Source organism: Xanthomonas cannabis (assembly GCF_040616535.1).
GTDB classification, from domain to species: Bacteria; Pseudomonadota; Gammaproteobacteria; order Xanthomonadales; family Xanthomonadaceae; genus Xanthomonas; species Xanthomonas cannabis.
In genome coordinates this window covers 82,331-96,708 of the sequence record NZ_CP136580.1, presented here as the reverse complement: position 1 = coordinate 96,708, position 14,378 = coordinate 82,331, and the positions used below count along the sequence as shown (strand labels likewise).

The following is a 14,378-nucleotide window of genomic DNA, read 5'->3' as shown; positions in this document are numbered from 1 at the left end:
CCGGATCTGTCGGCGTTGCCACGGCGGTCCGCTGCGGTGGTGGCTGCACGCCCATACGCGCCCGGCAGACGGGATGGCCTCGCAGCGCGTTTGCCCGGCGAGCCACACGCGGTGTCCAGCGATGCCGTCAGGCCGCTCGCTCAGCGGCCTGCGTTGGGCGTGCACCCTGCGGCCGGCGTGCGCCGTTCAGTGCGGTGTTTGCCCGGGAATGGAGGTGGGCGTGCCGAGCGCCTCCTGCACATACAGGCGCTTGACCAGCACAAACGCCACCACCGTCAGCGGCGCGGCCAGCAACACGCCGGCCGGCCCCAGCAGGATGCCGATGCCGAACAGCGAAAACAGCAGCAGCACCGGCGGCAGATCCACCGTGCGTTGCTGAATCAGCGGCAGCAGCAGGTTGCCTTCGATCTGCTGCACCACCACGAACAGGCCCGCGGTGGCCAGCGCCATCTGCGGGCTGACCGTAAACCCGAGCAGGATGGCCGGAATCGCCGCCACGATCGGCCCGACGATCGGCACGAAATCCAGCAGGCCGGCAACGATGCCCAGCGCCAACGCACCGGGGATGCCCAATGCCCACAGCCCCAGCCCGGTGAGCACGCCCACCACCGCCATCGCCATCAGCTGGCCGCGCAACCACAGCCGCAGCGCGGTGCCGCTGGCCTGCAGTGCTTCGTCGGTGGTGGCGCGCGCGTGCGCCGGCAGCAGCAGCAAGACCCCGCGCCGGTACAGCTGCGGCTGCGCGGCCAGATACACCGCGCCGGCCAGCACCAGGAACAGGTTGGCCACACCGCCGGTGATGCTGAGCGCAAACGCACCGGCGCGTGGGGCCAGGTTGGACACGCGTGCCGGCGCCTGGCGGGTGAGTTCTTCCAGTGTCGGCCCCAGGGGCCCGGCCGCCACCCAATCGTGGAAGCGCGTCCACGCCTGCGGCAACGTGCGTTGCAAGGCTCCCACTTCCGAGGCCAGCTGCGAGCCGAACAGCCACAGCAGTGCGATAAATCCCACCGTCAGCACCACCACCACCAGGGCCAGCGCCCACCCGTCCGGCACGCGCGTGTGGCGCGTCACCCAGCTGGCCAACGCCCGCAGCAACACCGCCACCACGATCGCGCCGAAGACCATCAGCAACAGGTCCGACAACGTCCACAGCATCCACGCGCACGCCACCAGGGCCAGCACGATGATCACACGGACGGCAAAGGCGCGAAGGTCGGAAGAAGGCATGGGCCACTCACTGCAAAAACAAGCCCGGAGCCTAGCGAAGCCAGCGAGAAGAACGTGTCGCCACACCGTGCAACAGCGCCGCACGTGCCAGTAACGGCGCTGTTCGAACGCATCACGCCGGCTGCCACACAGCGTCGCCGCGTGGATATGCCGCGCGCTGTAGGCCGCTGACACGCAGGGCCAATGCGGCACACTGGCGCCAGTGTGCCTGTCGTGGGTGATGCCAACACCCGCCAGCCGCGCACGCATCACAATGCCTGAGTCGCAAGCCTCTCTTCGATTCCCGATTCCCGATTCCCGATTCCCGATTCCCGATTCCGCCCCAGCCTTGCGCCAAGTCTGGCTAGCGTCCCGCTGTGGCAACGCGACTCAGTCGACCGGCGCAGCCTGCTCGGCCCGCACCTGCCGCACCGCCTGCACCGCCGAGCGGGTCAGCGGCGTGGGCAGCGCATCGAGCGCAAACCAGCCGATGTCCAGCAGCACCTGCGGCTCGCACAACTGCGCCTGTTCGCTGCCATCGATGCTGGCCAGATACACCGGCGCCACCCAGTGCTGCGGCGGGTCCATGTCCGGCTCGAAGTGGCTGACCACGCACAGCACCCGCTGCGGGTGCACCTGCAGGCCGGTTTCTTCCAGCACCTCGCGCACCACGGTGGCTTCCACGGTCTCCATCCAGTCCACCTTGCCGCCGGGCAGCCCCCAGTGCCCCTGCTCCGGCGCGCGCCCGCGCAACACCAGCAGCAGGCGGCCATCGGCACGCTGGATGAAGGCGCCACAGCCAACGCGTGGACGTAACTCGGTGGACGTAGGCATCACAAACGCTCGCAGACTCTGGCGCATGAGTGTCCCAGATGTGGGCCTTCGAGTGCCACGCGTCTGCGACATCTGGCGCTGTTGCACGGCAGGCTGCAGTGCTGACGCGGACGATGGATTTTTATCTGTACTGCACCGGCGCTGCGCGCCATCGATCATCCGCCTGTGTCCACGCGCACAGACACGCGTGATGTCTGCGGCCTGGCAGCTAATGCCCCGGCACCGGCGAGCGCACGCCTGCAGCAAACCCGTGTGTTCGGGCCGACCACGCGATCAAGAATCCACCTGCCAGCACCACCGCCATGGCGGCCGGAAAGCTCTGTGCGCCCCAGTGCTCCAGCAACACACCGCCCACCACGCCACCCGCGGCGATGACGCTGTTCCAGGCCACCACATTGAGCGAGAGCGCCACATCGGCACCATCGCCTGCGCTATCGGCAAGTGCGGTTTGCAGCAAAGTCGCGGCGCCGCCGAAGGTCAGGCCCCATGCCGCGACGCAGACATACACGACCGGTTGGGCTGTCTGCAGCAGCGCCAGCACCACCGAGACCGCAAGGAACATCGCCAACGACGCCAGCACGGTGCTGCGCAGATGCCGTTCCACCAGCTTGCCTGCCACGCCAATACCCGCCAGCGCAGCGATGCCGAAGATCAGCAGCAACGCGTCGACGCGATCGCCCAGGCCTGCCCGTGCGGCGAATGGCGCGACATAGGTGTAAAGGATGTTGTGCGCCAGCATCCACGCCATCACCGTGGCGAGCACGGGGCGTACGCCCGGCGTGGCAAGCACGGTGCGTAACGGCACACGCTGCGTTGCCGCCTGCCCGGGGTAGTCGGGCACCTTGAGCAGCACCCAGACGATCAGCGCGATGGTCAGCGCCGACATGGCGGCAAACGCGGCCTGCCAGCCGACCACGCCGCCCATCCAGGTGCCCAGCGGCACGCCAAGCGACAACGCAATGGGCGTGCCCACCATCGCAATCGCCATCGCTTTGCCCTGCTGCTCCGGTTGGACCATGCGCCGGGCATACCCGGCAAGCAGGCTCCACGCCAGGCCGGCCGCCGCACCGGCGAAGAACCGCGCCACCAGGGTCAGCCCGTAATTGGTCGACAGCGCCGTGACCGAGTTGAACAGCAGGAACCCGACGATGGTCAGCAGCAGCACGTTGCGCCGCCGCCACTGCTGGGTGGCGATGGTCAGCGGGATGGCCGCCAGCAGCGAGCCCACTGCGTAGGCGGTCACGGTCTGCCCGGCCAGCGCGGGGGTGACGCCCAGGCCCTGGGAGATCTGCGGAAGCAGGCCCGCCGGCAATGTCTCGGTGACGATGCAGATGAAGCCGGTCATCGCCAATGCCAGCAGGGCGGCGATGGGTAAGGGAGCAGCTGCTGTCGCGCTGGTCGCGGGGGAGTTCTGAGAGTTCACACGATGTCCTTCGTCATAAGCCACTGATCCAGGTAATTCCGCAACGCCCGGGCAGTGAGTGCTTCAATGCGCCGGGTCGCAACATATGTACCGATCGATATAAATCTAGGCCGGGCACATCCTGTTGTCAATGACATATGTATCAAATAGTATTTATGTCAAGCGGAGGGCGTTATGCCACAGATGGGCAGACCACGGACCTTCGACCGCGATGTCGCGGTCGACGAAGCACTTCAGCTGTTCTGGGAACAGGGCTACGAATCGACGTCGTTGAGCCAGCTCAAGGCTGCCATCGGTGGCGGCATCACCGCGCCCAGCTTCTACGCGGCATTCGGCTCCAAGGAAGCGCTCTACACCGAATGCATGGAGCGCTATCTGGCGACCTATGCGCAGGTCACCGAATGCCTGTGGGATGACGCGCTGGCGCCAAGGCAGGCGCTGGAGCTGGCCCTGCGGCGCTCGGCCAAGATGCAGTGCGAGCGCGGGCACCCGAAGGGCTGCATGGTGGCGTTGGGGGTCATGAGCGCGCCATCACCGGAGCTGGCAGCACTCTGCGCCCCGCTGACACGCTCGCGCGCACGGTCGCGCGCAGGCATCCGCGCCTGCGTGGACCGCGCAATTGCCAGTGGAGAACTGGCATCTCACGTCGATGCAGCTGCCTTGAGCTGCGTTTTCGACAGCTTCCTGCTTGGACTTTCGACGCTCGCCCGGGACGGCATGCGCTTCAAGGCAATGGAGGCGGCGATTGCGCAGGTGATGCAGCTGTGGGACCACCACCAGGCCAGCCAGGCAATGCCTGGCCGTACACGGGATCGATAGACCTTTCGCGCTGAATTGCCGAACACGCGCACGCATTGTGTGCAACCGCACAGGCGTTTGACCGTTCAAAGACGCGCAGCCTGTGTGTCGCCACGCGTCAGGCCCGTCACTGCACCTGCGCGACCACGATCAGTCACATGCATCGTGTGGCGTATGGCATCTCAGGCGTTGGCATCGCAATCCCTTGGCAAGACCTGGTTCTGCTGCGGCAATCGCTGGGTGATAGAGCGCTTCAGGTGGCCAGCGTGTTCTTCGACCCAGCGAAAACCCGCTGGCTGGCGCGCATTGCTCGCCTCCGCCTTCGCCTGTACTGACACCGCCTTAGCGCCGCGTTGGCGAGGATGACGCCCTTCCGCGCCGGTGCGGCGCGCACTGTTGGAGGTGATATGTCCCGTATTCTGGTGATCGGCGGTCATGGCAAGGTCGCGCGTTTGCTCACGCCGCTGCTGGTGCGCGGCGGGCATCAGGTGACTGCGGTGTTCCGCAACCCCGAGCACGAAGGCGATGTCATCGCCGATGGCGCCACGCCAGTGGTGTTCGACATCGAACATGCGGACACCGCGGCCATCGCCGCGCAGCTGGCCGGGCATGACGCGGTGGTGTGGTCGGCCGGTGCCGGCGGCGGCGATGCAGCGCGCACCTATGCCGTGGACCGCGATGCGGCGATCCGCTCGATGCACGCGGCCGAGCAGGCACGCGTGCGGCGCTATGTGATGGTGTCGTATCTCGGGGCCGGGCTGGAACACGGCATCGGCCCGGACGACGGGTTCTTCGCCTATGCGCAAGCCAAGGCCGCGGCCGATGCGCATCTGCGCAGCACCGCATTGGACTGGACGGTGCTGGGCCCCGGCCGGCTCACCCAGGATCCACCCTCCGGCCGCATCACCCGCGACCCCGGCAGCGACGCCGACGGCGGTGCGTCGCGCGCCAACGTGGCCCAGGTGATCGTCACCGCACTCGCCACCCCGGCCAGCATCGGCAAGACGGTGGGCTTCATCGACGGGCAGACCCCGATCCAGCAGGCGCTGTCGCAGCTGGACTGAATGCCGGGCATGGCGCCACCCGGTGCGCGCGTTCCAGGCGGGGCGGGCTAACGATTTTCTAAAGCCGGCCCGCGCATAGTCGCGGGCGCTGCTGACTGTGGAGGTCGCTTACGTCCGCGTTCGTCTCGCCGCGCCGTGCCGGCGTCCTGCCGCCCTACCTGCCCGACCGTGGGGCCCAGGCAGCACGCCCGCCGCTGTGCGCTGCTGTCGCGTCAGGTCACCGCAACGCGGCGCCAGCACCATGCGCCGGGGCTGCTGGCGCCACCCGACGCGGCAGCGGCGCCAACGCGCTGGGCCACCCCTGCGATGCAACGGTGGGTCTCCGATGCCCGGCAAGGCAGCACCCTGACCGGTACGCTGATACGCAACGAAGGTACTGCGGCCACTGCCGATAGCACTGGCAGCCCCCAGGCGCGTGCGGTGCAACAGGCCTGGCGCGCCATGGGCGTGCGCGCATGAGCCCACAACGCCCACCGGTGGACGCAGGCGTCACCCTGCGGCTTGCCCGCGAGGGCGGCGTGGTCGCCTTCCCGGCCATGCGCCGCGAGCGCCGGTTGGTGATGGATGAGATGGACGAAGCCCAGCGGCAGCAGCTGCGCACGCTGCTGGACCAATGCCTGGAGCACGCCTTGCCGCGCCCGCAGGCCGGTGGTGGCGACCGCCGCTATTTCAGCATCGTCTGGGACGGCGCCAGCGAGCCGCTGCGGATTCCCGAAGAACACGCCCCGGCCAGCATCGTGCGGTTGTGGAAGCAGGGCATCCTGTAACCCGGCGACCGCAGCAAGGCGCACGGTGTCTGGCGCCGATTGTGGTCCGCCACCCCGTGCCGGGGTATGACGTTCCATCGACCCTCTGCCCCAGGGGTCACACGCCAGCTCGGCCCAGGGCATCTTCCATCGCGCGTCGTACGGCCGGTGGGAGACTCCTGTTGTCACCACCGCGCACCACGGTGGCGTGGGTCGGCGCCTGCGCCGATGGGTTCCTGCGGCATGCCGCGTCATGCACGGCCGCACAAATGAAAACAGACACCGCACGCTGCACGGTGTCTGTCGAAGGTGGTCCAACTGCGGATGCCTGCACCCTTTAAGCTGCCTAGATGCTCTAGAACTGCACAGCTGGTGACGCATGGTGGGGGGCGGTGCGTTAGCGCCACGTGCAGTGCCGCGGTCAGCTTGAAGACACCTCGCTCATTGCTGCACTGCGGTCAAAAATACGCGTGCCTTGCAGCGCTTGACCAGCGCGCAGTTGTGGCGGCCAAGGCGGCAGTGCAGGCAGCGGTGACTGCATGCACGCACGCTAAACGCCAGCGCGGCATGTCGACCGTTATGCGCTTCACCACTGCCGCGCTCGGCCAACGGGCTGTTGTTCGGCCACGCGGGCATGCGCCGGCGATGCCGACACTCCAGACAACGCACGCGCCGCGGGTGCGGGGCGGGTGCGGGTGCGGGTGACCAATCGTCGGCGCCACGCGCTGTGTCAGTGCCGCACGGCAACGGCATGCACCATGCCCGGTGCAATGCAGCGCCTGCCTGCACCGGTACGCCAGCGGCGCGGCAGGCCGTGCGTCGCCAGCGCCGCTGGCAAGCGCCGCCGTGGCGCAGCGCGCCCGGTGGCCGCGCTGCGCATTGCCGCCATGCCCGCCATCGCGGATAGTCGCAGCACTGATCAGACGACTGCCTATGATGCTTGTGACCGTGGTGCTGCTTGCTGCCGGACTGATCGCTGTCGCGATGATCGTCGGTGCCCTGGTGTGGATGCACATGCGCCAACGCCCGCCCGCGCCGGCTGCCGCGGACGCGCCCACCACGCGGCCGGCCAATACAGCGGCGGCCGCCACACCCGCCGTGGCTTCCTCCCACAGCCAGCCCGCCCCCCTGCCGCAGCCAACGCACGGCGTGGCGCACTCCTCACCAACCGACCCGCCACCGATGCGGCCGCTGCTGCGGCGCATGTATGCCGCAGTGATGGCCAACCCGTCGCTGGCCGATGCCAGCCTGCCCGGTGACCCCGCCCAGCTGGCGGTGCTGGAGGCCGTCGGAAACGCACTGGCGCATGTCGATCTGCGTCCGCAGCTGTTGCCGCGTCGCCCACACCTGTTGCCGCAGCTGATGCGTGCGGTCAACGACCCCGACGCGTCCGGCCGCGGCATTGCCGCCATCATCGCGCAAGACCCGGCATTGGCCGCCAACCTGCTGCGCATCGCCAACAGCGCGCTGTATCGCCCGCAGGGCGGCCCGCTGGAAAGCCTGGAGCGGGCAGTGGTGCACATCGGCACCGAAGGCGTGCGCCAGCTCGTTGCCGCGGCCGTCATGCAGCCGGTGCTGAGCCTGGACGGTGGCCTCCACGCGCGCCTGCCCGCAGCGGTGTGGGACTACGCCCTGCGCACCGCCGCCGCCGCGGCCGCCTACGTGCGCGAACGGGGCGGGGACACCTTGTCGGCACAGCTGGCCGGCCTGCTGCAGGGCCTGGGCGCGGTGGTGATCCTGCGGGTGCTGCGCGATACCTACGCCGAACGCCCGGGCCTGCCCTACAGCCTGGAGATCGCCGCCGCCCTGGTCGAACGCCACACCGCGGCGGTGGCCAAGACCATCGCCACCACCTGGGACCTGCCGGCAGCGCTGGGCACCGCCCTGGACGAACAACGCCCCGAGCACGACACCACCCTGCTCGCCAGCCCGTTGGGCCGCGCCCTGCGTTACGGCCGCCTCGCCGCCGCGCTGGCCATGCTCGCCCGCCACGGCGCCGAGCACGAAGACCATGCCCTCGACGTCCTGGCCACCCTGGAACCGGACAGCGACGCCAACGCCGCACTCTGGCAACGGTTGGTGGCTGCGAGCGTGGAGTGAGTTGCTGCGATGCAGCTGTAGCGGCTTTACCGAAACAGCCAGCATCTGCCGATTCAGTTGCGTATCGACCAACCGCCCTGCGCATTCCCACTCTGCTGCGACCCACGGCCTGTGAGCGATCGAAATGCGCGAATGGAATCCTGACGATGCATCTGGCAACCTCCACGGGCTGGCATTTGCCAAACATCTTGGATGGAAAATGCACTCACCGCACACGCATGTCCAATCGGCGCGCGTTATTGCGCTCGCGGTCCTTTTATTCCTCACACCATTGACGGCGTGCACCATGCAAACGACACAAGACTTCGATGCAACCGTGTGGAAATCGCAACGCGGCGTCGGCCTTGAAGAGAACAAGCGCATTTACATGACGGAAGCGCTAGAACAGGTCATCCATGTGGGGATGCGCAGGGAAGACGTTATTGCGCTGTTGGGTCAGCCTGACTACACCGAGAATGGTGAAACCACCTCGACGGATGCGTACTACCTTGGCATCTCACCCTTCGCAGGCGATACACAGGAGTACGATATTCAATACCAGGACGGGAAAGTCATCAGCCGCCACACCGTCCAAGGTTAACCAGGAGCACAAGGATGTCGGACAAACCTGATTTGGATCGGATTCGTAGCCAGTTCCAGGTGCAAGACGACCAGGTGATTCACTATCACCCCCGATTGGCGGGGATGGTGGATATCCCGTTTTCGCCTTCGATCAAGATCACCAGGACCGAAGGAAAGCTCATAGACGAGATGACCTGGAGCAGGGGCCTCCAGGGACTGTCAGAACTCAAAGAAACCCAAGACCTTGCGTTTCGCGAGAGCAAGCGGCATGTCCCGGACCAACCGGTGCCCGACGATATTCCAAAGGAGCGCGCCACAGAGTGGCAATTCAATGACGGGCACCGCGATGCCTTTCGCCATACCTACTGGAATGCGCTACTCGCCAAGGAATTCGGCAACGAATGGGCGCAGTCGTTTGCCACCGCGCACGAAGGAATGCCGGGTAATCCTGCAAACCGCGAGGCGATGGATCTGTACAACAACCAGGTCGGTAGAGGTATCGCCGCAGCCCACCCCGGCGCGTCCAAAGAGCAGCTTGCGCAGCTGGTAGGTGACGCACTGAAAGAAGGCAAGTTGATCCTCATGGATCATGAGGGAAAGCTTGCCTGGAGTGATCAGGTAAACGTAGGACAGCATGGTCTGTCACCCAAAGAGGCCATCCAGCCATATCTGCAGACACCCGCGGTTGTGCCTGCGGCGCCGCGTACATCTGGCTTCTTCGGGGCGGCTGGCCCAACAGACAATGCGCCGACGCCGGACCAGCCTGGCCATCCCCGTTACGCGCTGCATCAACAATGCCAGGCAGGCGTCGCAGCGCTGGGCAATCAGGTCGGAACCGAGTCCAACGAGAAGACCGCTTGCATGACGGCAAGCCTGACCAATCTGGCGGTGGCCAATGGCCTGCAGCGCGTCGACCATGTGATGCTGAGCGAGCAAGGCAAACACGCCAATCAGGCACAGCACGTCTTCATCGTCCAGGGTGAACTCAGCGACCCCGCGCACCTGCGTGCGCAGATGCCCGCAGCGCAGGCGATCGCTACGCCGGTCGACGCCTCGTTTCGGGAGCTGGCGCTGATGGAACAGCGCACGCTGGCCTTGCAAGGCCAGCAACCTGTTACGCAGCAACACGATGAGCAGGTGAAGGCACAGCGCGTTTAGCATCCAGAGTGGCCGATGGCTAGCGCACGTCCTAAAAGCTGCTCGAAGCAAGCGCACGCACTGCACACCTGCAAGTGCATAACTCCCGGATAAAAGAACACCGGGCCACCCCAGAATGGCCCGGTGCCGAGCGAGTCCCGGTATCCATCACCGGGAAGGGTTGCCCCAGTGCCTTGCTCAGTCCCACTCCTTGCGAACGCCGCGCATGTCACGGTGACGCGTTGACGATCACCTCCGCGCAGCGGCGACGGTCCCCACCGTCGCCGCACGCAATGGCTTACACCTCCAGCACGGGGTCGGTGCGGCGGCCGGCACGACCGGCGGCGAAGGCAATGCCGGCGCCCAGCAGCAGCAACACCAGGGTGCTCCAGGCAGCGCGCGAGACACCACGGGCCGCCGCATCACCGGCCTGGCGGGCCTTCCGCTCGGCAGTGCGCTTGAGCGCTTCGTACTGCGCCACCGCCTTCTGGTAGCTCTGCGCATAGTTGTCGGCAATCTGCTCGGCCTCTGCGCGCGATTTACCGGTGCGCGCCACGATCAGGTTGACCAACGCATCGCGGTCGGCGGCGTCGATGGCCGGCCTGGCCTGGGCACGCACGCGGTCGAACCAGGCGGCCAGTTCATCCGACGCCGCCTGCGGGGTCTGCGCCACGTCGCTGGCGGTGGCCTTGCCGTCGTTGCTCACGTGTTCGGCCTGGTTCTTCAGGCGCTCGGGGTCCAGCTCGGCCTTGCCGGTCTGGCGCAGCACCGTGTCCAGCTGGCCGCGCAGGTCGCCCCAATCCAGTTCGATACCCTGCTGCTTCAGTTCTTCCTGCACGCCATTGCCCAGCGCCGGGGCGGCAGCGGCAATGCCTTGGCCGGTCAGCGACAGGCCCTTGCCGACCACGCCCGATACCGCGCCCACCGCGCTGCTGGCCAGTGCGGCCACCAGCCAGGTGGTGATCAGCGAGGTCACTGCCCAGCTGAGCAGGCCATGCAGGCCGCCACGCACGGTGGCCAGGCGGCCGGCGACAAACGCGCCCACCGCGATCGAGATCAAGGTGCTCAACGCCAGCCAGATGCCGGCGCCGGTGCCCAGCCCGCTGACCGGGTTGGCCTCACGCAGCGGGTCGATGCTGGATGCGCCAATGGCAGTGCCCAGCACGCTCAGCGTCAGATAGGTCACCAGCGCGAACGTGCAGCCGGCGAGCACGGCGCCCCAGGACATCCTGGGGGCCAGCGAGGAATGGCGGACGACCTGTGCCATGGAATGTCTCACTGCGGTTGGAAAGGGCGGCCAGTGTGTAAGCCGCGCCCCCGCGCTGCCTGAGCCGAATGCACCAGTACAGCTAGTGCATTCGCGTCAGGCAGCCGCTACCGTGTGCCGCCACTGTTGGTTTTCATCGCCGTTGTTTGCCTGAGGTAAACCCATGTCGTCAGCCAGTGAAGCGGTGCCGCCAAGCAGCCCGCCCAGTTCCACCAATCGCCGCCAGTTGCAGCAGATCATCACCGGCCTGAGCGAAGGGGTGATCCTGATCGAGCCAGACCAGTCGATCACCTGGGCCAACGAAGCAGCCTTGGCGATGCATGGTGCAACCGAGGTGGCGGATCTGGGCGCCACGGTGAGCGACTACCGCGCGCGTTTCCAGCTGCGTTATCGCAATAACCATCGCCTGAGCGCCGGCAACTACCCCATCGACCGCGTCATCGCCGGCGAGGTCTTCAACGACGTGGTGGTGGAGGTGTTTCGCGCAGACACCGACGCGCAATGGGTGCACCGCGTGCGCAGCCTGGTGCTCACCGACGCTCAAGGCGCACCGGATTGCCTGGTGCTGATCGTGGCCGATGCCAGCGATTGGGCAAGTGCCGAGCAGCGCTTCGAACGCACCTTCAACGCCAACCCCGCGCCGGCCTGCATCTGCCGGCTCGAGGACAAGCGCTATATCAAGGCCAACCAGGGCTTTTTGGAAATGACCGGCTACACGCGCGAAGCGGTGGTGGGCAAGAGCGTGTTCGAAGTGGATGTGATGGAAATGGCCGACCGCCGCGAGCTGGCGCTGGAGCGGCTCAATGAGGGCGCCACCATTCCGCAGATGCAGGCCGAGCTCAGCCTGCCCGACGGCACCACCAAACTGGTGGTGGTGGCAGGCCAGCCGATCGAAATCGGCGAAGAAGCCTGCATGCTGTTTACCTTCATGGACCTGGAACCACGCCGGCGCGCCGAAGTGGCGCTGCGCCAGAGCGAAGAGCGCTTCGCCAAGGCGTTTCGCATCACCCCGGTGCCCACGCTGATGTGCAATGCCGAAACCTTGCAGATTGTGGAAATCAACGACGCGGTGTCGCAGATCACCCAGTACGCCACCGAAGACATCGTCGGCCGGCCCATCGATGAGATCGGCCTGTTTCCCAGCCGCCAGGCGTATCAGCAGTTCTATCGCGCGTTGCAGGAAAGCGGCAGCATGCTCAATGTGGAATACGCCATTGCGCGCAAGGACGGCGAACAGCTCGACTGCCTGATTTCCGCAGAAACCGTAAGCATCCACGGCGTGCAGTGTTACCTGCTGTCGCTGATGGACATCACCGACCGCAAACGCACCGAGATGGAACTGGTCACCGCCATCGAAGCGGTGATGCAGGATGCCTCGTGGTTCAGCCAGACCCTGCTGGAAAAGCTCGCCAACGTGCGCCGCGCCAACCGCCCCAGCCAGACCACCGGCTGCGGCATCGCCGAACTCACCGGCCGCGAGCGCGACGTGCTCGGGCTCATCGCCGAAGGCCTGGCCGACAAGGAAATCGCACAGGAACTCGGTGTTTCGCCCAATACGGTGCGCAATCACGTGGCGGCGCTGTATTCCAAGATCGACGTGCACAGCCGCGGCGAAGCCATCGTATGGGCCCGCGAACGCGGTTTTGCCGGCCGCAGCGCCAAACCCGCCACGCGCAAGAAGTAACTGCGTGCGGCTGGCACGAATGCACTAACGCGGTTAGTGCATTCGCAACTTGGCCCTCCGGGCGCAAGCGCACACCATGCTCACACCGGCCCGCACAGACTGGACCGGTTCCCAAACTTACGAGAGACATCCCATGGATAAGAACCGTATCGAAGGTACCGCCAAGCAGGTCAAGGGCTCGGTCAAGGAAGCCATCGGCCGCGTTACCGGCGACAAGAGCACCGAGCTGGAAGGCGCCGCCGAAAAGAACGTCGGCAAGGTGCAGGCCAAGGCCGGCGAAGTGGCCGACAAGGTGCGCGACGCTTCCAAGTAAGCGCTGCGCCGCAGGAACGCGTGGTGTAATTAAGCGCGTTGTTGTAAGCGTGCAAACGGTTACTGCTACGGTCCCATGTCCGGCACTGCTGCTGAACAAACGCATGGTGAGGCTGCCACTGACTGGAAGCCCTTTTAGCGGGAATCGTCTGCGGTAGATGGCAGCTGCGATACCGCAATAAGGACATACCAACGCCCCGATCAAGTCGGGGCGTTGGTGTTTCACACTATCCATGTCGGGCAATTCCCTTCTCCCCACGGGGGAGAAGGTGGCCCGCAGGGCCGGATGAGGGGCGGGTGCAGCTGCATGGCAACAGCGAGCAGCCAGGTAAACAGCAGCCGCTCCGTCCAGCACACCCTACGCGCGCGGCTTGCGCCCGCGTGTGGTCGGGCGCTTGGCAATGGTGGTGCCGTGTTCCTGCCACCATGCCGCCAGCGCCTCCATCGTCGGCCCGAGCCCACGCGCCTTTGGCGTGATTGCGTACTCAACGCGCGGCGGCACTTCGGCATACACGGTGCGCAACACCAGGCCATCGGCTTCCAGCTCGCGCAATTGCGCGGTGAGCATGTGCTGGGTAATGGTGGGAATCGCCTTGCGTAACTCGCCAAAGCGATACACCCGCTGATTGAGCAGCCACATGATTTCCAGTTTCCATTTACCCGACAACAGTGCAAAGGCACGGCGCATTTCTTCGTGCATATTGATTGCGCCCGCTGCATTGGTCTGCTTTTTCATACTAAGCGCCTGATATTCATCCTACTTTTCAAGCGTCATCTTAGACGACATTCTGCGCGCACCTGGCAACCACCTGTCGCACCGCAGAACCGCATGAATACCCTCTACACATACTGGATCAGCACCGCGTTGCTGTCGGCGCTCTATCTGACCTCTGCCGCCGTGTATCTGGCAAAAGGCGATGTCGTGCGCAAGGCGCAGGCAGCGCTGGGGTATTCGGCACCGCTGCTGGTGCCTTTCATGATCGCCATCAAACTGCTCGGCCCACTGGTGATCCTGTCGCGCGTCAACCTCGTGCTGAGCGAGCTGGCCTACGCCGGCATGTTCTATCACCTGCTCTTGTCCGGCATGGCCCAGCTGGGCGCGCGCACCCCCAAGGGCGCCATTCCGGCGGCACTGGGGCTTGTGGTGCTGGTGGCCTCGTTCACTACCCAGAATGCCGCACGCCACCCCGCATCACCGTATGCCGCCGCCGTCGCGGCATCCCTGAGCACACCCTGATCCCCGAAG

The 14,378-nt window shown here is 66.1% G+C and carries 14 protein-coding genes; 9 read left to right on the top strand and 5 right to left on the bottom strand.

Annotation, left to right across the window (positions count from 1 at the left end; genetic code table 11):
- Positions 1-186: 186 nt before the first annotated feature.
- The 3 genes from RZV17_RS00415 to RZV17_RS00405 all read right to left on the bottom strand — a co-directional run bounded on the left by RZV17_RS00415 (position 187) and on the right by RZV17_RS00405 (position 3,385).
- Entirely contained in the window at positions 187-1,227 is a 1,041-nt protein-coding gene (locus RZV17_RS00415; protein ID WP_355606254.1) for an AI-2E family transporter, read from the bottom strand.
- A gap of 369 nt (positions 1,228-1,596) precedes the next feature.
- Positions 1,597-2,067 (bottom strand): NUDIX domain-containing protein, encoded by a 471-nt coding sequence (locus tag RZV17_RS00410; RefSeq protein WP_047693248.1) that lies wholly within the window; start codon positions 2,065-2,067, stop codon positions 1,597-1,599.
- 181 nt (positions 2,068-2,248) lie between these two features.
- Positions 2,249-3,385, bottom strand: a complete 1,137-nt coding sequence (locus RZV17_RS00405; RefSeq protein WP_355606251.1) for an MFS transporter — start codon at positions 3,383-3,385, stop codon at positions 2,249-2,251.
- A 261-nt stretch (positions 3,386-3,646) separates the two neighbouring features.
- Between RZV17_RS00405 and RZV17_RS00400 the strand changes: the two genes are divergently transcribed.
- The 6 genes from RZV17_RS00400 (at position 3,647) to RZV17_RS00375 (ending at position 9,890) form a co-directional block, all read left to right on the top strand.
- Positions 3,647-4,282: a TetR/AcrR family transcriptional regulator gene (locus RZV17_RS00400; protein ID WP_355606248.1), complete on the top strand. Its 636-nt coding sequence runs from the start codon at positions 3,647-3,649 to the stop codon at positions 4,280-4,282.
- A gap of 386 nt (positions 4,283-4,668) precedes the next feature.
- On the top strand, positions 4,669-5,325 hold the full coding sequence (locus RZV17_RS00395) for an SDR family oxidoreductase (protein WP_355606245.1): 657 nt from the start codon (positions 4,669-4,671) through the stop codon (positions 5,323-5,325).
- A gap of 455 nt (positions 5,326-5,780) precedes the next feature.
- Complete coding sequence (locus RZV17_RS00390) at positions 5,781-6,092, top strand: protealysin inhibitor emfourin (protein ID WP_355606242.1); 312 nt, start codon at positions 5,781-5,783, stop codon at positions 6,090-6,092.
- Between the two features lie 912 nt (positions 6,093-7,004).
- A complete protein-coding gene (locus tag RZV17_RS00385) occupies positions 7,005-8,171 on the top strand; it encodes an HDOD domain-containing protein (RefSeq protein WP_355606239.1) in 1,167 nt (388 codons plus the stop codon).
- Between the two features lie 124 nt (positions 8,172-8,295).
- Complete coding sequence (locus RZV17_RS00380; RefSeq protein ID WP_355606236.1) at positions 8,296-8,751, top strand: hypothetical protein; 456 nt, start codon at positions 8,296-8,298, stop codon at positions 8,749-8,751.
- Positions 8,752-8,765: 14 nt separating this feature from the next.
- The gene (locus RZV17_RS00375) at positions 8,766-9,890 is read left to right on the top strand and encodes an XVIPCD domain-containing protein (RefSeq protein ID WP_355606233.1); all 1,125 of its coding nucleotides are present in this window, start codon (positions 8,766-8,768) and stop codon (positions 9,888-9,890) included.
- Between the two features lie 277 nt (positions 9,891-10,167).
- On the opposite strand, the gene RZV17_RS00370 is transcribed toward RZV17_RS00375, so the two are convergent.
- Complete coding sequence (locus RZV17_RS00370; protein ID WP_355606230.1) at positions 10,168-11,136, bottom strand: hypothetical protein; 969 nt, start codon at positions 11,134-11,136, stop codon at positions 10,168-10,170.
- Positions 11,137-11,299: 163 nt separating this feature from the next.
- Between RZV17_RS00370 and RZV17_RS00365 the strand changes: the two genes are divergently transcribed.
- Together RZV17_RS00365 and RZV17_RS00360 are read left to right on the top strand one after the other, a co-directional pair.
- A complete protein-coding gene (locus tag RZV17_RS00365; RefSeq protein ID WP_355606227.1) occupies positions 11,300-12,820 on the top strand; it encodes a helix-turn-helix transcriptional regulator in 1,521 nt (506 codons plus the stop codon).
- Between the two features lie 133 nt (positions 12,821-12,953).
- A complete protein-coding gene (locus tag RZV17_RS00360; RefSeq protein ID WP_047693228.1) occupies positions 12,954-13,133 on the top strand; it encodes a CsbD family protein in 180 nt (59 codons plus the stop codon).
- Between the two features lie 357 nt (positions 13,134-13,490).
- Here RZV17_RS00360 and RZV17_RS00355 read toward each other — a convergent pair whose 3' ends face one another.
- Positions 13,491-13,868: a helix-turn-helix domain-containing protein gene (locus tag RZV17_RS00355; protein WP_355606224.1), complete on the bottom strand. Its 378-nt coding sequence runs from the start codon at positions 13,866-13,868 to the stop codon at positions 13,491-13,493.
- A gap of 93 nt (positions 13,869-13,961) precedes the next feature.
- Between RZV17_RS00355 and RZV17_RS00350 the strand changes: the two genes are divergently transcribed.
- The gene (locus RZV17_RS00350) at positions 13,962-14,369 is read left to right on the top strand and encodes a hypothetical protein (RefSeq protein WP_166749926.1); all 408 of its coding nucleotides are present in this window, start codon (positions 13,962-13,964) and stop codon (positions 14,367-14,369) included.
- The last annotated feature ends 9 nt before the right edge of the window (positions 14,370-14,378 follow it).